Here is a 20509-nt window from a genome sequence, read left to right on the forward strand (position 1 = left end):
CTTGAAGGGATGAACAGTATGTCTGGACCAAATTTACTACTTACAAGAATTGATAATCGTCTGATTCATGGACAAGTAGGTGTTACATGGGTAAATCATTTAGGAGCTAACCTAGTGGTTGTCGCAAATGACAAGGTTTCTGAAGATGAGGTACAACAAAATCTAATGGAAATGGTTTTGCCTGATGTGATTCAAGCTCGCTTTTTTTCATTAAAAAAAACAATTGATATTATTCATAAAGCCGCTCCACGTCAAAAAATATTTCTAGTTGTAAAAGATGTGCATGACGCATTGGCACTGAAAAAAGGTGGCGTTCCAATTGATCACATCAACATTGGAAACATGCACTATGAAGAAGGGAAAAGGCAAATTTCTTCAACTGTATCTGTTGATAATAAAGATATAGAAGCATTTAAGCGTCTAGGCGATTTGGGTGTGGAACTGGATTTACGAAGAGTACCTGATGAAAGAGGACAGAATATATTAGATTTACTTTAAAAAGATAACTAATCAAAAGGGAGGGGTTTATCCATGTTATTGGAAGCTCTATTAATAGCCCTCTGGGCCGGTATTATAGGTATTGACCTTTATGTAGGTTTAACACATATTCACCGTCCTGTCGTTACAGGGCTTGTAGTCGGACTTATATTAGGAGATGTTACAACAGGTTTAATTGTTGGGGGAACATTAGAATTAATTTGGATGGGTATGGTACCGCTTGCTGGTGCACAGCCGCCTAACGTTGTTATAGGTGGGGTTATTGGTACTGCATTTGGTATTATTGCAGGACAGGATCCACAAGTTGCAGTTGGGGTAGCGATTCCGTTTGCTGTAGCTGTACAAGGACTTATTACTCTATTCTTTACGGCGTTTGCTCCAATGATGCACAAGGCTGACAAGTTTGCTCTTGATGCCAATTATCGAGGAATCGAGGGCATAAACTATTTAGGTATTGCTATACTCTTTGTATTTAATGCGTTAATTGCCTTTTTACCGATTTATTTTGGTGCAGAAGAAGCAGCCGCATTTGTGGAAACGGTTCCGCAATGGATTATTGATGGTTTATCAATTGCTGGGGGTATCATGCCTGCTATTGGTTTTGCAATGTTATTGAAGATAATGATGAAGGTCGAATACGTAATGTTCTTTATTGTTGGATTCGTCCTAGCAGCATACTTGGAATTACCAATCTTGGCTATTGCACTAATTGGTCTGGCAATTGCTTTATATGATTTTTATCAAAACAAAAACAAGCCAGGACCAGATAATCAAGGACCTCGAGAGGAGGAAATCGCTGATGGCATTTAATATGTATGAAGATCAAACACAAGCAGAGGAACTTAAACCTAAACAATTGCGTCATTTAGTATGGAGATCTTTACTTTTGCAAGCTTCTTTTAACTATGAACGGATGCAGGCGGCTGGTTGGCTCTATTCAATATTGCCAGGACTTCGCCATGTTCATAAAAATAAAAAAGACTTAAGTAAATCGATGAAAGATAATATGGAGTTTTTTAACACGCATCCATTCCTTGTAACATTCATCATGGGTATTATTCTTGCGATGGAAGGGAAGAAAGAGGATCGGGAAGCGATTCGCGGTATTAAAGTTGCTACCATGGGCCCACTTGGTGGTATTGGAGATGCAATGTTCTATCTTACGTTACTCCCAATTACGGCAGGTATAGGTGCATCGCTAGCAGTTGATGGCAACGTATTAGGACCAGTTGTGTTTTTAATTTCATTTAATATTATACACTTTGGTGTTCGATTCGGCTTGATGAGCTATGGGTACAAAACTGGTGTTAAAGCAATAGCTAAGATGAAGGAAGGAACACGTCATGTTTCTCGTGCTGCATCAATTGTTGGTCTTACAGTTGTAGGTGGGTTAATTGCAACATATGTATCATTTAGTATAGATTACGTTTGGAAGTCTGGTGAGTCAAAGTTAAATATTCAGACAGATGTATTGGATCAAATTATGCCTGCTATGCTTCCATTAGCCTATACATTACTAATGTACTGGTTACTAAAAAAAGGACGTTCACCATTAATGCTGATTGGTGTAACTGTTATTGTTGGGTTAATTGGTTCGTTCTTCGGAATTCTATAATAGTCAAGGGATAGGTTTTCATAGTCGAAGAGAAAGCCTTCCTTCTTTTGAAAGCAAACTTTCTTATCTGCATATGTGAACTATGGCATTCGCCACAAGGACTTGGTGAATGCCAAGTTTTCTAATGGTATAACAAGAATCATGTAGGAGGGCGGAAAAAATGATTGGGATTGTATTAACTGGACATGGGTCATTTCCAAACGGAATGCTTCAATCTGTAGAACTAATTACTGGAGAAGTAAAACAAATTGAAGTTATTCCATTTGAAGAGAATAAGGATGAGCTAGAGAAGGAAATTGCAAAAGCGATTGAAAATGTGGATACTGGATTCGGTGTTCTTTGCTTTACAGATTTAGCCGGAGGAACACCATTTAATGTATGCTCAAGCATAGCATCAACGAAAAAAGATGTTCGTGTAATTGGTGGAACAAATTCACCGATGCTATTAAGTGGCCTATTTCAGCGTGAGTTGAATATCGATGATTTTGCAAAAGCAGTTATCAATGAAGGAAAAGATAACATAAAACAGTTTGTCTTAAAGAAAAAGAAAGCAGCACCAGATGATAATGGAATCTAAGGTTAAAGAAGGTATATCATGACTTATTTTATAAAAGCAGATCGATTTCTACTTGAAAAAGAAGAGAAATCGGAAAGTTATTTGCAAGTGGTTAATGACCGATTTGGCGAGTTTACTGATGCTGTCCCATCCGATGCTGAAGTTGTTGACTGGAGCGGGTATACAATTGCCCCAGGATTATTTGATACCCATATTCATGGAATCAATGGCTTTGATATCATGGATGGTCAAGCTGAAGCGGTGCATGGAATTTCAGAAGCTATACTGCCACTTGGTGTAACTCGGTTTTTGCCAACTACTCTAACATCTTCAAATAAAGACTTGAATGCGGCCATTTCTGCTGTTAAAGAGGCTGTTAAACATGGCTTAGGTGGTGCCCAATCAGAAGGTATATTCTTAGAAGGTCCTTATTTTACGGAAAAACATAAGGGAGCACAGAATCCTATTTATTTTCGTGATCCGGATTATATGGAATATCGAAAATGGCAGAATCTCGCAGAGGAAGGAATTGTGAAAATTGCACTAGCACCAGAACGTGACAGCTCGATGGAGTTCATTCGTGCAGTTAGTAATGACGGGGTGTTGGTGAGTTTGGCACATACGGATGCAAGTTTTGAGTACTGTAAAGATGCAATCGATGCTGGTGCAGAGAACTTTGTCCATCTATTTAATGGCATGTCAGGTGTGCATCATCGTGAACCTGGTGTTGTCGGTGCAGCACTGACGGACGGACGTGCTTTTGCCGAGTTGATATGTGATGGCTTTCATGTGCATCCGGAAATTGCAGTAATGGCAGATCAAATAAAGGATGATAAACTGACATTAATTACTGACTGTATGCGTGCTGGATCAATGCCTGATGGTAAATACCAGCTTGGTGAGTTTCCGGTTATTATGAAAGATGGAATTGCGCGAACGGAATCAGGTTCCTTGGCAGGAAGCACTCTTAAACTGGTTGATGGTGTGAAAAATTTGTATCAATGGAGCGGCAAACCTTTATTTGAAGTTTGGCACCGTGGATCTTTGTCGCCAGCAGCAAGTCTTGGTCGAGATGAAGAACTAGGCAGTATTGCCGGTGGGAAAATTGCCGACTTTGTGGTGGTTGATGACGATTTGAATATACAGGCGACTGCTGTTGCTGGTGAATTCAAGTATCGCAAAGCGTAAGTTGAGGTGAAAAAGATGATATTAACAATTACACTAAACCCTGCAGTAGATATAAGTTATAAGCTTGACCGCTTTTCACTTGATACGGTAAACCGTGTGCATGACGTTTCGAAAACTGCTGGTGGAAAGGGTTTGAACGTTTCTAGAGTATTAAAACAACTCGGGGAAGAAGTTGCTGCTTCAGGTTTTTTAGGTGGCAGTTTAGGAAACTATATCCGTACACAAATTTCGATGCAGGGTATTCATAATTATTTTGTCAAAACACATGGGGAAACAAGGAATTGCATCGCCGTAATCCATGATGGACAGCAAACGGAAATTTTAGAGAGTGGTCCAGAAATTATGGATAATGAGGCTGATGAATTTTTAGAGAAGATTTCTGATTATGTTCAAAAGGTAGATATTGTAACCATTTCTGGAAGTTTGCCTAAAGGTTTGGCTGATGATTTTTATAACAAAATAGTAGAGATCGCAGCAGACTATGATACTCCTGTACTCTTAGATACAAAAGGTAAGCTCCTAGTACCCACACTTAATAGCGGGAATAAGCCCTATTTAATAAAACCAAATCAAGATGAATTAACTGATTTATTTGGGAAGAAATATGCAACTGAGACGCAAATTGTTGAAGCACTAAACTCTCCGATGTTTACAGGTGTTACTTGGGTTGTTGTCACAACAGGAGCACAAGGTGCGATTGTTAAGCATGGCCAAATCATTTATCGTGTGAAGATACCTAATGTGGAAGCGGTAAATCCCGTGGGCTCTGGGGACTCAGTGATAGCAGGTTTTGCTGCTGGTTTATCCCATGGTTTGGCAGATGAGGTATTGATGAAATATGGTCTGACAATGGGCGTCTTAAATGCGATGGAAGAGAAAACAGGGTATATAAACCCTGAAAAAATAGATTGGTGTATGGAACAAATTAGTGTTGAAAAGATTTCTAAGCGAGATGACAAGGAGGGTAATACATGAAACTAACACCAGGCAAACAACGAGGATTAGAATTAATTTCAGACGATGACCATATTGTATTGGCAACTGCTATGGACCAACGAGGGTCTTTAGGGAAGATGATTAAATCTTATAATGAAAACATTTCCTATGAGGAAGGGTTAAGCCAATTTAAAGAAGGTGTCAGCGAGGTGCTTGGCAACCAGTCTTCTTCACTGCTTCTTGATCCTGAATACGGATGGAGCGCGGCAAGGAAATTAAATGATGATATTGGTTTGATCATGGCTTATGAAAAAACAGGTTATGACGCTACTGAAAAAGGCCGACTTCCTAATTTAGTTGACGACTATGCTGTTCAGGACCTTGTAAAAGAAGGAGCAAGTGCCCTCAAATTATTAGTCTATTATGATCACAAAGAGGAAGAAAAATATAATAAGATAAAAAAAGCACTTATTAAGCGTGTGGGTGATGAATGTAAGCAAAATGATCTTCTTTATATATTGGAGCCAGTTTCGTATAGTGCGGATGGCCTTTCAACAAAGGGGGCAGAATTTGCGAAAACCAAACCAGAAATCATTGAATATTTCATGGAGGAATTTTCTAAAGAAGAATATGGTATCGATATGTTGAAGGTAGAAGTACCTGTTTCCATTTATAATATAGAAGGCTATGATCAATATGATAACTATGAGCCAGTCTTCAGTAAAGAAAAAGCAGCAAGTTATTACCTTTCCTGTTCAGAAAAAAGCCGTTTACCATTCATTTATTTAAGCGGCGGTGTGACAAATGAGCAATTTATCGAAACACTGCACTTTGCAAAAGAAGCAAAAGCCGAGTTCAGTGGAAGTCTATGTGGAAGAGCTATATGGAAAGACGGTGTACAACCTTTTGGTGAGCAAGGTAAGAAAGCTTACTATCAATGGCTGGAAACAACTGGATCAAGTAATCTAAATAAAGTAAAAAAAGCTATAAAAGAGACTGCAACTCCTTGGAGTATATAAAAATAGTTGTAGAAAGTTGAAAGTTTAAAAATATACTCACTCAATTGCAAGATTCATTAAGAAGCATCTATTTTCGGAATAGGTGCTTTTTTTAATAATAGCAAAATGAATAATTTTAGGGATAAAAACCATTGACATACATATCATCAAATGAGTATACTGTAATAACCAAGTTAGTTGATAGGAATTATCATGAAAGGGGGTAATTCATTGTTTCTTGAATTGAATCATGTTGGAAAGACTTTTACAGACCAGGAGAAGCAGTCATCATTTGAAGTTTTTTCCGATATTGACATAAATGTATCTGAAAACGAATTCGTATCGATTCTGGGGCCATCTGGTTGTGGAAAATCGACCTTGCTTTCAATGGTTGCAGGACTTGAAAGTGCTACTGATGGATCGATTTTGCTTCAGGAAAAGGAAATCAAACAGGCTGGACGAGAGCGTGGGATGGTTTTTCAGCAGCCTTCGTTATTCCCGTGGCTCAATGTTCGCGATAACATTACTTTTCCATTAAAAGGGATTATGAGTAAAAAAGAAGCGAATGAACATGCGGATCACTATCTTAAAATGGTCCACTTAAGCAGGTTTAAGGATAGTTATATTTATGAACTGTCTGGCGGAATGCAACAACGTGTTGCCATTGCACGGGCTCTAGCAATGGATCCGAAAGTCTTATTAATGGATGAACCATTTGGGGCGCTGGACGAACAGACACGCCATATCTTGCAGGATGAGTTAATCAAAATTTGGCAGGAAACACAAAAAACAATCCTTTTTGTGACACATAGTATCCAGGAAGCTATTAAACTGTCAGATCGTGTTATTGTTATGGGGACGCGTCCGGGGCGTGTGATATCTGTTTTTAAAGTAGATATAGCAAGGCCTAGAAAGCGTGAGGATCAAGTAGTAATAGAACATGAAAAGAAAGTCATGGATTTGCTTGAAGGTGAAATAAAAAAAGTCTTAGAGGAAGAGTTATCAAATGAAATTCAATATAGTCGTTAAACGTGTATTATTTTTAGCCGCGATCATTGGATTATGGCAGTTGGTTTTTTCGATGAATGTTTTCGCAGATGTTGTTTTTCCGTCCCCTGGTAAAGTTTGGACAGCATTATATGAAGGCTTTGCACATGGGGATTTCGTCAAGGCATTAGGGGCGAGTTTCAAGCATTTATTTGCAGGCTTGTTCATGGCGATTCTTTTAGGGACAATTGTTGGTGTGATACTTGGCAAATCCAAGCAGGCGGATGAGACAGCGGGCATGTATTTAATTGCCTTGCAAAGTATTCCGAGTATTGTTTGGGTTCCACTTGCTATCATGCTATTTGGATTTACCGAATTTGCTGTCGTATTTGTCGTTGTTTTAGGTGGAACATTTGTGATGGCCTTAAATGTCAGGTCGGCAATTCATAATGTCCCACCTCACTTCGTACGTGCAGCAAGAACGATGGGCACGAGCGGGTTAGGATTATTTTACCGGGTTGAGGTACCTGCAAGCATTCCCTATTTTATGTCTGGGGTTAGGCTTGCCTGGGCATTCAGCTGGCGCGCATTGATGGCTGGTGAATTACTTAGTAACGGACCAGGACTCGGCTATTCGTTGAGATACGCACAGGACTATGCCCGCATGGATCAGGTTATTGCCATTATTATTATTATCGGACTGATTGGCGCAATCGTCGATCAACTTGTATTTTCTAAATTAGAAAAAAACGTTATGAAACGTTGGGGATTAGTTAAATAAACAGAAGGGTGGAAGTTTTAAATGAAGAAGTTCTTATCAATTATAGCATTAGCAGCACTTAGTCTCGTTTTAGCTGCATGCGGAAGCAGCGGAGAAGCTTCAGGTGGAGATGGAAGCGGTGAGGGATCAAAGGAAATTACAATTGGGTACTTCCCGAACATTAACCACGTTGCAGGAATGGTAGCGGAAGAAAAGGATTTATATACAGAAACATTACCGGACGGAACAGAAGTAAACTACCAATACTTCCCGGATGGATCAGCCTTTATGACGGCTCTTGAAACAGGCGACATCCAAGGCGGACTTGTAGGACCAGGGCCGGCGATGAACCACTTCACAAGTGGAGCAAAAATAAACGTTGTCGCCGCAGGTTCAACAGGTGGTACTGTGATTATGGCTAGAAAAGGGGCCAACATTGAATCACCTGAGGATATGAAAGGAAAAACCTTTATCTCTCCACGTGTAGGCTGCACGCATGATGTTCAATTTGAAACAATGATGAAGGAAGAATACGGTATTACATCAGACCGTACTGGTGGGGAAATGAAACATGTTACAGGTAAACCAGCGACATATCATAGCATGTTTAAAACAGGAAACGTTGACGCAGCAACTGTTCCAGAACCATGGGCATCTGTTATTGAAGAAAAAGGAAGCGGTGAAGTACTTGTAGATACAAAAAACGTTGCATACGGTGAAACACTGCCAGCAGCTGTATTTGTAACGTCACAAGACCTAGTTGAAAACAAACCTGACCTCGTTCAAAGTATCGTAGACGGTCACAAAAAAGCAACAGAGTTCATTCAGGATAACCCAGCAGAAGCAAAAGAAATTGCGATCAAGAAGATAAAAGAGATTACCGATCAGGAACTTTCGTCTTCCGTAATTGATAACGCATGGGAACGAATTAATTTCACATATGAAGTTGATGCAGAAGTATTACAGGATTTTGCAAACTCATCCTATGACCTTGAATTTCTGGAAGAAAAACCAGACTTAGAAGGATTAGTTGACACTAGTTTTATTGAATAATAGAGCAAAAAAGCCAGCCGAGAGGGCTGGCTTTTTTGCATGGGACGGAGGGGACAGGAACCTCGTCGTCACTGTGGCAGTAAACGGAACAAGGAACCTGACCCACTGTCCCGTGACAGTTTTCTAATAGTATTGTAGAGTAGAAGCATCAACTGTGGAAATAGGTGAATAGATTTATGGTCAAAATATACATTTTATTATTATTGGTAATGTTAATGTGGGGGTTAAATTTATCGGCGTTAAAGGTGCTTGTTGATGCAATTGACCCGATGCTTTTGACGTCTTTTCGAATTATGGCAGCTGGGATTGTGGTGCTGGTAATCTGTGCTGTGATGGGGATATTCAGATTACCACGTAAGCATGAGTGGCTTGTTATTTTTTACATAGCTATTTTTAATGTCGTTTTACATCATTCGTTTGTTGCGGTTGGTCTGAATTTGACGTCAGGAATAAACGGTGGGTTAATTTTAGGGATGATGCCGCTGGTTACCGTGATGATGACTGTAATTATCTTGCGTCAGCGTGTTACGTGGCTGAGAGTCTTTGGTTTTATTTTAGGATTTATCGGAGTGGTCGTGACAACGTTGACAGGTGCTGACGGATTGGCGGCTGTTTCATTAGGTGACTTCATCGTGTTCCTGGCAGTTGTTGTTCAGGGATTTAGTTTTGTGTTAATTAGCAAACTGAAGCCGACATTTGATCCACGTCTTGCAACTGGCTACATGCTTTTACTTGGGTCGGTTTTTATTTTTATATTGAGTCAGGCATTTGGATCAGAAATTCACGAGATTACCTATTTGCTTGATTGGAAGCTGGGGGCAGTCTTTTTGTTCAGTGCAGTTTTCGCATCAGCGTTTGGCCATATGACATATAATTACGCCATTAAAAAAGTAGGGCCGGCAGAAGCAGCTCTTTTTATCAATATGAACACACTTTTTGGAATTATTGGAGCGTCTATCTTTTTGAATGAAGTAATTACCTTTAGTCATGTGGTTGGATTTATCTTTATTTTAAGTGGGATATTTATCGGTACTGGAGCAGTGGAGCATATGCTGTTGAAGCGGAAGAAAAGAGGGACGTAGGGTCAGGTTGTGACAAGACGAATTATGCTTTAATGGAGAGCATTGTTGCAATTTGTGACTGGGTAGGTTTCCAGAAATAAATGAAAAAGAAGATTGATATGTTGGTACTGTTCCGTTAAAGTAGGGTTGCAGTAAGAACATCAAATAATTCTGATAGTTCGACTGGGAATATTGGTTTTCGCTGTGTAGCTTAAATATAAATTTGCACATTAATACACCAAAGACTAAACATGAAATGGGTACACCATTCAGTTTTCTTTTTCTATGACAAGGAGGAATAATACATGAACCATGCAATTGGGCTCGATATTGGAGGAACGAAAATAGCTGCAGGGATTGTAAGTGAAAAGGGAGACCTCATTCAAAAAGAAACGGTACATAGTGATCCGACTAATAAGGAGAGTATGTTTTCCCAGGTAGTCCATTGTGTGGAAGAATTAATAAATCATTCAAGCATCCCGGCCAATAATATATGCGGAATGGGAGTAGGAATCCCTGGAAAAGTGGACAGGGAAAACGGAATAGCAGTTTTTCAAAATAATCTGCCCTGGTCTCAGTTTCCTTTCAGAGAAAGAATTAAGAAGGCAACAGGCATAGAGCGAGTAGAGATTGACAATGACGTTTACATGGCAGCGTACGCCGAATGGAATAATGCTGACATGTCCAGCGATGGATTATTTGTGTACATTACTATTAGTACTGGTGTATCCTGTTCCATTATTCAGGGTGGTGAATTTATACGTGGTGCCGGGTTTGCTGGAGAATTGGGGCTTGTCCCTGTTTCTATGCGCGAAACGGGTGAAGGAATGGAACGGCTGGAAAGGGCAGCATCAGGACCGGTTATTGCCAAAAAGGCTCAGAAGCTATATGGTGATAAAAATTTAACGACTGCTGATGTGTTTGATAAGTATTACCATGGTCATGTGAAAGCACAAAAGATTATTGAGGAAACTGCCTTCTCCATTGCACAGGGTATCTACATGCTTACGAGTATTATTGACCCCGAGCAAATTGTGTTTGGTGGAAGTGTAGCAAATCATAACCCGTTTCTAGTGGATTTGATTAAAAATAAGCTAACACCATTTTTACTAGACGAGCAAAAACATATCCTTCATGGAATGGGAAACAGTCAGTTAAAGACAGATCAGGGCATCATTGGAGCAGGACTACGGGTTTTTAGAGGTTAACTAGGAAGAGGGATTCACCCTCTGTTTTTAAAAAAAATAAATTAAGTATGACAGTCTTGCTGCAGTAAAGTTACACTCTCGAGGAAAATGCTTAGTGATCCGACAAATAGGGAAGGTGACGCTATTTAAGCTTGACTTGAAAATCATTTAATTAAGCGAGTAACAACTCATATGAGGGAGGGGTTACTTTTTCGATTAAAGTTTCAACTACCGATAATCAATGCAAATAAGGAGCCAGTTCATGAAGCTTCTTCTCTGGCAATGCTTTTTCGATCATTGGAAAAATCACGCGTTCTTCCTTCCGAATATGTGCCTCTAACAGCATACCCAATTCGTGCATGACATCTAAACTGACATCTTTTGCGTTGATCAGATTATCCATTTGTGCACGTATCTTTACGTGTTCCAAAAGCATCTCTATTATCTCCGGCTGCTCTACATTTTCATACTGGGCGTATGCGGGTAAAAGAAATTCCTCTTCTTCCCGGAAATGCTGTTGTCCATTTGGATTCCAAAATTCATCGACTTCCTGCTTAATTTCTTCTTTTGTTAAAAGGCTTTCATCTGTTCCAGCTCGTTTTAGCTTCAGTGCCAAGTGCAACCCAATCATATGATGGCGTGACAGAGGCTGTAGTGACTCATGACGTTTGATGCCTTTACGATTTGTCATGTTGATCCTCCTTTTATTCTCATCCAATCTTTTCCTTATTATAGCATTTTCAGTATTAGGGACAAGGAACCTGACCCCATGTCCCGCCGGCCAGCCCCATGTCTTGGTTTAATGAAATTCTGATTTTGGGTAAGTATATAAATAAGTTCGAAATCAATTCATTTACATATTGCATAAGATACTTTATAATCAATTAGACATTATTCCGATAAGATTACTGGGGGTATAAAAATGAAGAAATTATTTTATTTGTTGGTACTGGCAAGTGTAGTAGCTGTTCTGTCGGCATGTGGATCTAGCGAAGAGCAGCAAAATAACAGTGCAGATAATGAGTCTGGAGAAACGGCGAGCTTATATGATCAAGTTATGGAAAAAGGTGTGCTTACTGTAGGAACAGAAGGCACTTATGCTCCATTTACATTCCATAATGCAGAAAATAAACTAACTGGCTATGATGTGGAAGTCATCCGGGAAGTTGCAAATCGTATGGGTGTCGACGTTGAATTCATGGAAACAAAATGGGATTCGATGTTTGCAGGTTTAAATTCAAAACGATTTGATCTAATTGCTAATCAGGTGGGAATTAATGAAGAACGTAAGGCGAACTATGATTTTTCCATACCTTACACATATTCATCAGCAGTGGTTGTTACACCGAAAGATAATGAAAGTATTAATTCATTTGACGATTTAAAAGGGAAAAAGTCCGCACAGTCTCTTACAAGTAACTTTGAGAAGATTGCTAAAGAGAATGGAGCAGAAATTGTTAACATTAAAGGTTTAGCGCAATCGATTGAATTGATTAAGCAAGGAAGAGCAGATGTAACGGTGAATGACAGGCTTGCTGTCCTTGACTATATCCAGCAGCAGGGGTCAGAACAAATTAAAATTGCTGCCAAACAGGATGATGCTTCCAAAACAGCATTTGCATTTAATAAAGGGAATGAAGAATTAGTTAACGCGGTTAATAAACATTTGAAGGCAATGAAAGAAGATGGCACACTGGCTAAAATAGCAAAAGAATGGTTTGGTGAAGATGTTTCTTCCAAGTAATATGTTATTTACCATAGATGCAACGATGGGGGGCTGGGAGTTATTCAAAAACTCTCTGCTTCCAATGATATTAGGCGGGATTCAATATACAATCCCGCTTACTTTAATAGCATTTACCGTTGGATTGTTGTTCGCGCTGTTGCTTGCTATCATGCGGCTTTCCAAGTCAGCATTTCTCCGCGCGCCGTCTATTGCAATTGTTTCAGCAGTCAGAGGGACGCCATTGCTTGTTCAATTATTTATCGTGTTTTACGGGCTGCCAAGTCTTGATGTAACGATTGACCCTTTTCCAAGTGCAGTTATTGCATTTTCGATTAACGTAGCGGCATATGCATCCGAAATTATCCGTGCTTCTATTTTATCTATTTCAAAAGGTCAATGGGAGGCCGCGTATACGATTGGGATGACTCAAAATACAGCGCTTAGGCGAATAATTCTACCACAAGCGACAAGAGTATCCGTGCCACCGTTATCCAATACGTTTATCAGTCTGGTGAAGGATACATCGCTTGCTTCGTTAATTCTTGTCACCGAGTTATTCAGGAAGGCACAAGAGATTGCTGCTGTAACATACGATTTCATGCTGATCTATATTGAAGCGGCATTTTTATATTGGATTGTTTGTTTTCTGTTGTCACTTGTTCAGCAGGCAATCGAAACCAGGCTGGAGCGTCATATTTCTTCCTAGGAAGGTGAATTATCTGTGTATTTAACTGTAAATGGCTTGACCAAATCATTTGGTGATCTGGAAGTTTTGAAAGACATCAATTTAACGATCGAAAAAGGAAAAGTATTATCAATAATAGGTCCTTCAGGTTCCGGAAAAACAACACTTCTTCGCTGCCTGAATGCATTGGAACAGCCAAATGAAGGGACCTTTTCGTTTCGTGATTCTTTTAATCTTGATTTTTCCAATAAAGTTCATAAGCGGGATATATTGAAATTGAGACGAAAATCCGGAATGGTGTTCCAATCCTATAATCTTTTTCCACATAAAACTGCACTGGAAAATGTAACAGAGGGCCCTATTATCGTGCAAAAAGGTAAGAAGGAAGAGGAGCAGGCTAGGGCAATGGAGTTGTTGACCAAAGTAGGGTTAAAGGATAAAGCAGATCTTTACCCCAATCAGTTATCGGGTGGGCAGCAGCAACGTGTTGGTATTGCACGCGCGTTGGCAATTAAGCCTGAATTGATGTTATTTGACGAACCAACTTCTGCACTGGACCCAGAATTGATCGGGGAAGTATTATCCGTCATCAAAGACCTGGTAAAAGAAAACTGGACGATGGTTGTCGTGACCCACGAATTACAATTTGCCGAACAGGTATCCGATGAAGTCCTGTTTATGGATGACGGTTATATCGTCGAACAAGGATCTCCAAGTCAAGTGCTGAAGGAACCAAAAGAAGAACGGACGAAGCAATTTCTGAGAAGAATACTGAATCCGGCGTAACAGGCCAGGGTCTAACGTGAAAAGCCGAAATTCCATATTGGATGGGATCTCGGCTTTTTTTTCGGGACGAGGAACATGCCTCAGGAATTGCGTTAATGGGACAAGGAACCTGACCCCATGTCCCGGGCGAGAAACCTGCCCCTTCGTCACAAAACCTGGCTTAGGAATGCTTTTGTTCGTTCGTTTTGTGGGTTTTTAAATAGTTGTTCGGGTGTTCCGTCTTCAACGAGTAGTCCTTCATCCATGAATAAGATGCGGTCTCCCATTTCTCTGGCAAAGCCCATTTCATGCGTGACAACCACCATCGTCATGCCTTCGAATGCAAGTTGTTTTATGACTTCAAGCACTTCTTTAACCATTTCCGGGTCAAGTGCTGAGGTTGGTTCATCAAACAACATAATCTTCGGCTGCATTGCTAACGCCCTGGCTATCGCTACCCGCTGTTGCTGCCCGCCGGATAATTGTTCAGGAAAGGCATCCGCCTTATCACTAAGTCCAACTTTTTCAAGCAACTGATATGCTAGTTTCTTAGCTTCAACTGCAGACATTTTCCGAATTCTTTTCGGAGCGTGTGCAACATTTGCCAGTGCGCTCATATGCGGGAAAAGGTTAAACTGTTGGAACACCATTCCTACTTCTCTTCGTATCTCATTAATATTCGTGTTTTTGTCGTTTACTTTCACGTCATCAATAAAAACTTCCCCAGCGGTAATATCCTCCAACAGGTTAATACAACGAAGAAACGTACTTTTTCCGGAACCACTGGGGCCGATTACACAAATGATTTCTTTTTCCTTTACTTCATAATTGATTCCTTTTAAAACTTCTAGGTCACCAAATGATTTGAATAAGTTTTGTATTTTAATCATTAATTACTTCATCCTCCTCAAGACCTGGAACCGGATGTGAAGGGACGTTTTCTTGGTGATGGAACATAACTATTACTAAAACGATTCTCTACATACGTAATAATCTTTGTAAAAACATATGTCAGCATTAAATATAAGATTGCAACCGTAATATATGGCTCCCAGAATCGTGCATAGGCGCCTGCAACTACTTTGCCAGCATAAAGCAAGTCATTCGCCGCTATAACCGTAACCAGCGATGAATCTTTAAGCAGTGCAATTAATTCATTTCCGAGTGGAGGTATCATCCGACGAAAAGCCTGCGGCAAAATAATGCTTCTCATTGCTTCGGTAAATGGCATGCCGAGTGACCTGGCTGCTTCCATTTGCCCCTTTTCAATGGATTGAATGCCTGCACGGACTATTTCTGCATTATATGCCCCATTATTTAAAACAAGTGCAAGTGCTCCAGATGCAAAATAGCCTAAGGAGTGACCGAAAATGGTTGGGATTACCGCTAAGTGAATAAGTAATATTTGTACGAGTAATGGGGTTCCGCGGAAAAAGTCGACATAATATTTACAAGGGTAGTAGATCCACTTCTTTTTGGACATTTTCCCCAATCCAAAAAACAAGCCTAATATAATTCCCCCTAGATAGCCAACGAGTGTGAGTGCCAGCGTTATTCCAACACCTCGAATAAACAATTCTTTGTAGGTCCATATCATATCAAAGCGTATATTTTGCAGGAAATCCATTACAACTACCCCCAAATGAGCAAACTTTAAATAACTTAGTTATTACAGCTGTTTACTCAACAGCGAAGCCAGTGATTTCCTCCAACTCACCACTATCTTTTACTTTTTGAATCGCTTCGTTTAATAATTCCAGCATTTCCGTATTCCCTTTTTTAACCATTAGTCCATAATACTCTTTCTCAAAACTATCATCCTCGATTGTCTTTAATTTTGTGTCCGGGTTGTTCTTGATATATTCGTTGACGGTGGAATTATCACCAACTGCCGCATCGGCATTGCCATTAAGCATTTCATTGATAGCAAGTGGCATCGTTTCTGTTGCAAGAATGTCAGAACTTGTTTTTCCAAGCAGCTCCTGTATAGCGACATGTCCCGTCGTGTTTATTTGGACTGAAACTTCTTTGCCTTCAAGATCAGCATATGATTTTATATCTGAGTCTTCTTTCGTGAGAATTAATTGATTCGCAAAGTAATATGGGTCAGTGAAATCGAATGACTCTTTTCTTTCTTCTGTGATGGTAATGGAAGATACAGCAAAATCAACTTCTCCATTTTCCACTGCAGGAAATAATGGCTCCCATCCGATATTTTTATACTCTACTTCAACGCCTGCTGCTTCAGCAATTGCATCGACAACGTCAATATCTATCCCTACAATATTTCCTTCGCTATCCATATACTCCATCGGTGCATATGTTGCATCGGTGCCAACGACAAGTTTTCGCTTACCGCCTTCACTTGCTTGCTCAGCATCGGAATCTGAACCACAGCCGAACAGTAAAAAACTAAGACCCACTATTAAAAAAACGAATGAAAACAAACGTAATCCTGTTTTCAAATTTACTCCCCCTTATTTAATGGTTAGTGCAGTTATATAGTATATGTACTTGTTCAATGCAATAGAATTAGTATGTGAAGCTTTGTATGGAATGTTTAAGAAAGGAGATGGAACGGCAAAAACTTTAAATCATCTTCATTTAATGTGTCGTTGCATGAATAGATAGTGTAACCCTCCTTTTTGATGTCTTAAATAATATTGCGAATATTGGTGGAACTGTTAATATTAATGTGAAACATATGTTTATGGTATTATCAAACTATTCGGTAATAAGTATATATAATTGTCAAAAAGGGGTATCCATTATGAATTACCGGTTGCGAGAGATTATAAAATTGCTTAAAAAAATTGATGTTCCTATGACCAGTGTACAATTGTCGAATGTATTGAATGTTAGCTCAAAGACAGTAAGAAATGACATCAAAGAGCTGAACAATCTTATCTGGAAATATAACATGCAAATTGATGCTTACAGGGGAAAGGGATATTCATTACAAATAAAGGATGAAGCAACTTTTAATCGCTTTTTACAAGATTACATTAAGGAAGAAGCAATAATGGTACCTACTGAACCTGATGAACGGGTCAATTATCTAATAGAGAGAATTTTACTACAGACTGACTTTGTAAAAATAGAGGATTTAGCTGAAGAATTATTTGTCAGCCGCTCGACATTACAGACTGATTTAAAAACCGTTCGTGCATTTTTAAAGCAATATGAATTATCTATTGAGCATAAACCTAACTATGGAATTAAGGCAATTGGTAAAGAATCGTACATTCGTTTCTGTATCTCGGAGTTTATTTTTAATCAAAAACCTATTCAAATGGAAGATCATTCACATTGGCTGAAAATATTGTCTGAAGATGAACTGGAGCTTATTAGACACAGTATCCTAAAAAATTTGCGCAGACATCAAATTATTATTTCGGATATCAGTTTACAAAATTTAATAACGCATCTTGCTATAGCTTGTAAACGGATTCAAGAGGATAACCCTGTTGAAATTGTGCCTGATGAACTTAATAATATTGGAAATATAAAGGAATTTCTTGTAGCAAAAGAAATTATTCAGGACATTGAAACAGGTTTAAAAGTTTCCTTTTCCGAAAATGAAGTGGTATATCTGACCATTCACTTACAGGGGACAAAGCTGTCAAAACCAGTTAACGAGATGGAAAAAGTTAAAGCTGCTGTTATTGATGATGAGGTATATGATTTGGCAGTGAATATGGTGAAACGAATTGATGAAAAATATTCATTAGAGCTTTCCGGTGATGAGGATTTACTGTGGAATTTAAGTTTACATTTAAAGCCCGCCATTAATAGATATAGATATCAAATGAATATACGCAATCCGATGTTGGAGGAAATAAAAACGAAATACCCACTTTCCTTTGAGGCAGCGTTAATTGGAACAGACGTAATTTATGAAAAAATGAAAATAACCGTTGATGAAGATGAAATTGGATATTTAGCACTTCATATTGAAGTTGCACAAGAAAGGCTTAAAAAAGTAAAGTCTCATGTTAACAGGTGTTTGATTGTGTGTGCTTCGGGACGTGGCAGTGCGCAATTATTATCATATAAACTAAAAGATAGATTTGGTGAAGAACTGGACGTTTTAGGTACAACAGAATATTATAATCTGAACCACCACTCTTTGGAAAATCTTGATTTTATCATAAGCACCATTCCTATTCAACAGGAATTGGGGGTTCCAGTAATATATGTAAGTACAATACTGGGAGATAATGATGTAACAGAAGTTGAGCGAAAGCTGGCAAAAAGTAAATCTGTGTTTGAACAATACATGCTCGAGAGATATACATTTTTAAAGCGTGATTTTGAAACCCCGGAGTCTGTCATTACATTTTTGGGTAATATTTTAATGAGAGATCAGAAGGCAGGAAGCGATTATATCAATTCTGTACTTGAAAGAGAAGGATATGCTCCTACAAGTTTTGGAAATCTAATAGCAATACCTCACCCGCTTGAACCGAAAACAGAATCCACTTTTTGGTCTATTGTCACTTTAAATAAACCCATCCAATGGGGAGACAAGCTAGTGCAGGTGATTTTCCTTTTGAATACTAGTAAAACAAAGAAAGATGATCTTAAGCCAATGTTTAACTCACTTGGTAAATTAATAGACAATAAGCGGACTGTATTGCAACTTTTAGAGTGTGAGACATATGAACAATTTAAAAGAGTAATAGTAAATACTTCGTGAGCAAGGGGTTTATTCCTTTGCTTTTTCGTTTGTAGAATTTTTCCGCTGTCAACGGAAAAACTTCAACTCAAAATGAATGCGCTTACATAGTAATATGAAGGTATCATAAGCAACTGGTCAACAGAAGAAAGGGTGTGTTACATGATGGGTTCAGTAAAATTAACTGTAATAGGAGGGGGATCTTCTTATACTCCAGAATTGTTAGAAGGTATTATTAATAATCAGGAAGTATTAAATGTTTCAGAAGTATGGTTGGTTGATGTTGAACAAGGAAAAGAAAAACTATCTATTATTGAAGATTTGTCTAAGAGGATGGTTGAAAAAGCACAATGCTCTATAAAAATCGTTGCTACACTAGATAGGAGGGAGGCAATTAAGAATGCCTCTTATATAATTACTCAAATCCGAGTTGGCCAGTTAGCTATGCGACGAAAAGATGAGTACCTTTCTATTCAGCAAGGTGTTGTCGGACAGGAAACAACAGGTGCTGGAGGTTTCATGAAGGCATTACGAACAATTCCGGTAATGCTGGATATTTGCAAAGATATTGAAGAGCTGGCACCAGATGCTTGGCTATTAAATTTCACAAATCCAGCGGGTATTATTACGGAAGCAATATTAAAGCATAGTAATGTAAAGGTTATTGGTCTATGCAATAATCCGATTAATTTTTATAAAAAATTTGCCAGCACCTACAACGTATCGACAGAAGAAGTAAGTATCAACTTTGTTGGTATTAATCATCTCATCTGGATAACTGGATTATATATCAATGGCGAGTCTAGAATAGATGATATTTTGACTGGAAAATCTGATATCTATGAAGCAAAAAATATCCCTTCTTTTGGATGGGACTTAGATTTTCTGCAGTCTATGCAAGCAATACCATGTGGATATCATAAATATTATTATCAAACTGATCAGATCCTTGAAAAACAGCTTGAACAACTTCGGGATAATGAAACTCGTGCTGATCAAGTACAGGAAGTTGAGAAGGAATTATTTGAAATCTATCAAAATCCAAAAGTGCAGGACAAGCCTCAAGCTCTTGAAAAAAGAGGTGGTGCATATTATTCAGAAGCTGCTATTAATTTAATCAAATCAATTCATTCAGATTCAAAAAAGGTTCACACCCTAAACGTGAGAAACAATGGGGCAATATCCTGTTTACCGGATGATGTCAGTATTGAGGTAAATTGTGTAGTAGAGAAACATCAAATTACACCACTCCAAGTTGGAGAAGTTCCAACCCAGATCAGAGGGCTGCTTCAGAAGGTAAAGGCATATGAAGAATTGACTGTGGAGGCAGCTGTTACAGGAAATAAAGGGACTGCACTACAGGCATTGACGTTGCATCCGCTTATTCCATCTGTAGAACGAGCAAAAAATATTTTGGCAGATATGTTGCCGGTAAATGAGCAATACTTACCGCAGTTTTATCAAGAAATTTAATAAGGGGGTAAAAAATTATGAAAATAACATTATTATGCGCTTTAGGAATGAGCACCAGTTTACTTGTCGAGAAAATGAAGACTGCTGCAGAAAATAGGGATATTAATGCAGAAATCAACGCACATTCTGTTGATGATATCGATAGTCAACTGGCTTCAGCTGATGTTATTTTGCTAGGTCCACAGATTCGATATAAGAAAAATGCACTTTATAAGAAAGCTGAAGAAGCTAATACACCGATTGATATTATCGATATGAGAGCTTATGGCACAACTGATGGTGAAAAAGTGCTTGATCAGGCACTTAAACTGATCAAATAAAATTATAAAAGGGAGGAATAATC

At 38.8% G+C, this 20509-nt stretch carries 22 protein-coding genes; 18 read left to right on the top strand and 4 right to left on the bottom strand.

Annotated elements, in window-relative coordinates:
• Positions 1 to 18: 18 nt before the first annotated feature.
• The 12 genes from agaV to ACE1TG_RS10425 all read left to right on the top strand — a co-directional run bounded on the left by agaV (position 19) and on the right by ACE1TG_RS10425 (position 10860).
• Entirely contained in the window at positions 19 to 498 is a 480-nt protein-coding gene (agaV, locus tag ACE1TG_RS10370; RefSeq protein WP_375052310.1) for a PTS N-acetylgalactosamine transporter subunit IIB, read from the top strand.
• 33 nt (positions 499 to 531) lie between these two features.
• Positions 532 to 1308: a PTS N-acetylgalactosamine transporter subunit IIC gene (gene agaW, locus ACE1TG_RS10375; protein WP_375052311.1), complete on the top strand. Its 777-nt coding sequence runs from the start codon at positions 532 to 534 to the stop codon at positions 1306 to 1308.
• The gene (locus ACE1TG_RS10380; protein WP_375052312.1) at positions 1298 to 2113 is read left to right on the top strand and encodes a PTS system mannose/fructose/sorbose family transporter subunit IID; all 816 of its coding nucleotides are present in this window, start codon (positions 1298 to 1300) and stop codon (positions 2111 to 2113) included. Before agaW ends, ACE1TG_RS10380 begins: the two co-directional genes overlap by 11 nt.
• 160 nt (positions 2114 to 2273) lie before the next feature.
• Positions 2274 to 2690, top strand: coding sequence for a PTS sugar transporter subunit IIA (locus ACE1TG_RS10385; protein WP_375052313.1), 417 nt, complete (start codon positions 2274 to 2276; stop codon positions 2688 to 2690).
• 18 nt (positions 2691 to 2708) lie between these two features.
• On the top strand, positions 2709 to 3857 hold the full coding sequence (gene nagA, locus ACE1TG_RS10390; protein ID WP_375052314.1) for an N-acetylglucosamine-6-phosphate deacetylase: 1149 nt from the start codon (positions 2709 to 2711) through the stop codon (positions 3855 to 3857).
• 15 nt (positions 3858 to 3872) lie between these two features.
• A complete protein-coding gene (locus ACE1TG_RS10395) occupies positions 3873 to 4832 on the top strand; it encodes a hexose kinase (RefSeq protein WP_375052316.1) in 960 nt (319 codons plus the stop codon).
• Positions 4829 to 5812, top strand: coding sequence for a tagatose 1,6-diphosphate aldolase (locus ACE1TG_RS10400; protein WP_375052317.1), 984 nt, complete (start codon positions 4829 to 4831; stop codon positions 5810 to 5812). Before ACE1TG_RS10395 ends, ACE1TG_RS10400 begins: the two co-directional genes overlap by 4 nt.
• A 210-nt stretch (positions 5813 to 6022) precedes the next feature.
• Positions 6023 to 6820: an ABC transporter ATP-binding protein gene (locus ACE1TG_RS10405; protein ID WP_375052318.1), complete on the top strand. Its 798-nt coding sequence runs from the start codon at positions 6023 to 6025 to the stop codon at positions 6818 to 6820.
• Positions 6798 to 7559 carry an ABC transporter permease gene (locus ACE1TG_RS10410; RefSeq protein WP_375052319.1) on the top strand — a complete coding sequence of 254 codons (762 nt, stop codon included), beginning with the start codon at positions 6798 to 6800 and terminating at the stop codon, positions 7557 to 7559. The genes ACE1TG_RS10405 and ACE1TG_RS10410 overlap by 23 nt, the downstream gene beginning before the upstream one ends.
• A gap of 21 nt (positions 7560 to 7580) precedes the next feature.
• Positions 7581 to 8591 carry an aliphatic sulfonate ABC transporter substrate-binding protein gene (locus ACE1TG_RS10415; protein WP_375052320.1) on the top strand — a complete coding sequence of 337 codons (1011 nt, stop codon included), beginning with the start codon at positions 7581 to 7583 and terminating at the stop codon, positions 8589 to 8591.
• 176 nt (positions 8592 to 8767) lie between these two features.
• Positions 8768 to 9673 carry a DMT family transporter gene (locus ACE1TG_RS10420; RefSeq protein ID WP_375052321.1) on the top strand — a complete coding sequence of 302 codons (906 nt, stop codon included), beginning with the start codon at positions 8768 to 8770 and terminating at the stop codon, positions 9671 to 9673.
• 284 nt (positions 9674 to 9957) lie between these two features.
• Positions 9958 to 10860 (top strand): ROK family protein, encoded by a 903-nt coding sequence (locus ACE1TG_RS10425; protein ID WP_375052322.1) that lies wholly within the window; start codon positions 9958 to 9960, stop codon positions 10858 to 10860.
• Positions 10861 to 11077: 217 nt separating this feature from the next.
• Here the strand turns inward: ACE1TG_RS10425 and ACE1TG_RS10430 are convergent, their stop codons facing one another.
• Complete coding sequence (locus ACE1TG_RS10430; protein ID WP_375052323.1) at positions 11078 to 11530, bottom strand: hemerythrin domain-containing protein; 453 nt, start codon at positions 11528 to 11530, stop codon at positions 11078 to 11080.
• 231 nt (positions 11531 to 11761) lie between these two features.
• On the opposite strand from ACE1TG_RS10430, the gene ACE1TG_RS10435 reads away from it, so the two are divergent.
• From ACE1TG_RS10435 to ACE1TG_RS10445, 3 genes are read left to right on the top strand one after another with little or no spacing between them, the layout of a single operon-like run.
• Positions 11762 to 12583, top strand: a complete 822-nt coding sequence (locus ACE1TG_RS10435; protein ID WP_375052324.1) for an amino acid ABC transporter substrate-binding protein — start codon at positions 11762 to 11764, stop codon at positions 12581 to 12583.
• Complete coding sequence (locus tag ACE1TG_RS10440; protein ID WP_375052453.1) at positions 12567 to 13271, top strand: amino acid ABC transporter permease; 705 nt, start codon at positions 12567 to 12569, stop codon at positions 13269 to 13271. The genes ACE1TG_RS10435 and ACE1TG_RS10440 overlap by 17 nt, the downstream gene beginning before the upstream one ends.
• Before the next feature lie 15 nt (positions 13272 to 13286).
• Positions 13287 to 14036: an amino acid ABC transporter ATP-binding protein gene (locus tag ACE1TG_RS10445; protein ID WP_375052326.1), complete on the top strand. Its 750-nt coding sequence runs from the start codon at positions 13287 to 13289 to the stop codon at positions 14034 to 14036.
• A 146-nt stretch (positions 14037 to 14182) separates the two neighbouring features.
• On the opposite strand, the gene ACE1TG_RS10450 is transcribed toward ACE1TG_RS10445, so the two are convergent.
• Genes ACE1TG_RS10450 through ACE1TG_RS10460 form a run of 3 tightly spaced genes read right to left on the bottom strand, consistent with a single transcriptional unit; the run spans position 14183 to position 16480 of the window.
• Entirely contained in the window at positions 14183 to 14905 is a 723-nt protein-coding gene (locus ACE1TG_RS10450; RefSeq protein WP_375052327.1) for an amino acid ABC transporter ATP-binding protein, read from the bottom strand.
• 17 nt (positions 14906 to 14922) lie between these two features.
• On the bottom strand, positions 14923 to 15642 hold the full coding sequence (locus ACE1TG_RS10455) for an amino acid ABC transporter permease (protein WP_375052328.1): 720 nt from the start codon (positions 15640 to 15642) through the stop codon (positions 14923 to 14925).
• A gap of 52 nt (positions 15643 to 15694) precedes the next feature.
• Positions 15695 to 16480 carry a basic amino acid ABC transporter substrate-binding protein gene (locus ACE1TG_RS10460; protein ID WP_375052329.1) on the bottom strand — a complete coding sequence of 262 codons (786 nt, stop codon included), beginning with the start codon at positions 16478 to 16480 and terminating at the stop codon, positions 15695 to 15697.
• A gap of 305 nt (positions 16481 to 16785) precedes the next feature.
• On the opposite strand from ACE1TG_RS10460, the gene ACE1TG_RS10465 reads away from it, so the two are divergent.
• The 3 genes from ACE1TG_RS10465 to ACE1TG_RS10475 all read left to right on the top strand — a co-directional run bounded on the left by ACE1TG_RS10465 (position 16786) and on the right by ACE1TG_RS10475 (position 20486).
• Positions 16786 to 18714 carry a BglG family transcription antiterminator gene (locus tag ACE1TG_RS10465; protein ID WP_375052331.1) on the top strand — a complete coding sequence of 643 codons (1929 nt, stop codon included), beginning with the start codon at positions 16786 to 16788 and terminating at the stop codon, positions 18712 to 18714.
• A gap of 144 nt (positions 18715 to 18858) precedes the next feature.
• Complete coding sequence (locus tag ACE1TG_RS10470; RefSeq protein WP_483887890.1) at positions 18859 to 20166, top strand: 6-phospho-beta-glucosidase; 1308 nt, start codon at positions 18859 to 18861, stop codon at positions 20164 to 20166.
• Positions 20167 to 20183: 17 nt separating this feature from the next.
• Positions 20184 to 20486, top strand: coding sequence for a PTS sugar transporter subunit IIB (locus tag ACE1TG_RS10475; RefSeq protein WP_375052334.1), 303 nt, complete (start codon positions 20184 to 20186; stop codon positions 20484 to 20486).
• Positions 20487 to 20509 lie beyond the last annotated feature (23 nt).

Source organism: Virgibacillus sp. JSM 102003, assembly GCF_041949995.1.
Taxonomy (GTDB): domain Bacteria; phylum Bacillota; class Bacilli; order Bacillales; family Amphibacillaceae; genus Lentibacillus.

What these genes read in the sequence shown, in the direction of transcription:
- agaV (WP_375052310.1), top strand. Translation starts at nt 19, where the DNA reads ATGTCTGGACCAAATTTACTACTTACAAGAATTGATAATCGTCTGATT.
- agaW (WP_375052311.1), top strand. Translation starts at nt 532, where the DNA reads ATGTTATTGGAAGCTCTATTAATAGCCCTCTGGGCCGGTATTATAGGT.
- ACE1TG_RS10380 (WP_375052312.1), top strand. Translation starts at nt 1,298, where the DNA reads ATGGCATTTAATATGTATGAAGATCAAACACAAGCAGAGGAACTTAAA.
- ACE1TG_RS10385 (WP_375052313.1), top strand. Translation starts at nt 2,274, where the DNA reads ATGATTGGGATTGTATTAACTGGACATGGGTCATTTCCAAACGGAATG.
- nagA (WP_375052314.1), top strand. Translation starts at nt 2,709, where the DNA reads ATGACTTATTTTATAAAAGCAGATCGATTTCTACTTGAAAAAGAAGAG.
- ACE1TG_RS10395 (WP_375052316.1), top strand. Translation starts at nt 3,873, where the DNA reads ATGATATTAACAATTACACTAAACCCTGCAGTAGATATAAGTTATAAG.
- ACE1TG_RS10400 (WP_375052317.1), top strand. Translation starts at nt 4,829, where the DNA reads ATGAAACTAACACCAGGCAAACAACGAGGATTAGAATTAATTTCAGAC.
- ACE1TG_RS10410 (WP_375052319.1), top strand. Translation starts at nt 6,798, where the DNA reads ATGAAATTCAATATAGTCGTTAAACGTGTATTATTTTTAGCCGCGATC.
- ACE1TG_RS10415 (WP_375052320.1), top strand. Translation starts at nt 7,581, where the DNA reads ATGAAGAAGTTCTTATCAATTATAGCATTAGCAGCACTTAGTCTCGTT.
- ACE1TG_RS10420 (WP_375052321.1), top strand. Translation starts at nt 8,768, where the DNA reads ATGGTCAAAATATACATTTTATTATTATTGGTAATGTTAATGTGGGGG.
- ACE1TG_RS10425 (WP_375052322.1), top strand. Translation starts at nt 9,958, where the DNA reads ATGAACCATGCAATTGGGCTCGATATTGGAGGAACGAAAATAGCTGCA.
- ACE1TG_RS10430 (WP_375052323.1), bottom strand. Translation starts at nt 11,530, where the DNA reads ATGACAAATCGTAAAGGCATCAAACGTCATGAGTCACTACAGCCTCTG.
- ACE1TG_RS10435 (WP_375052324.1), top strand. Translation starts at nt 11,762, where the DNA reads ATGAAGAAATTATTTTATTTGTTGGTACTGGCAAGTGTAGTAGCTGTT.
- ACE1TG_RS10440 (WP_375052453.1), top strand. Translation starts at nt 12,567, where the DNA reads ATGTTTCTTCCAAGTAATATGTTATTTACCATAGATGCAACGATGGGG.
- ACE1TG_RS10450 (WP_375052327.1), bottom strand. Translation starts at nt 14,905, where the DNA reads ATGATTAAAATACAAAACTTATTCAAATCATTTGGTGACCTAGAAGTT.
- ACE1TG_RS10455 (WP_375052328.1), bottom strand. Translation starts at nt 15,642, where the DNA reads ATGGATTTCCTGCAAAATATACGCTTTGATATGATATGGACCTACAAA.
- ACE1TG_RS10465 (WP_375052331.1), top strand. Translation starts at nt 16,786, where the DNA reads ATGAATTACCGGTTGCGAGAGATTATAAAATTGCTTAAAAAAATTGAT.
- ACE1TG_RS10470 (WP_483887890.1), top strand. Translation starts at nt 18,859, where the DNA reads ATGGGTTCAGTAAAATTAACTGTAATAGGAGGGGGATCTTCTTATACT.
- ACE1TG_RS10475 (WP_375052334.1), top strand. Translation starts at nt 20,184, where the DNA reads ATGAAAATAACATTATTATGCGCTTTAGGAATGAGCACCAGTTTACTT.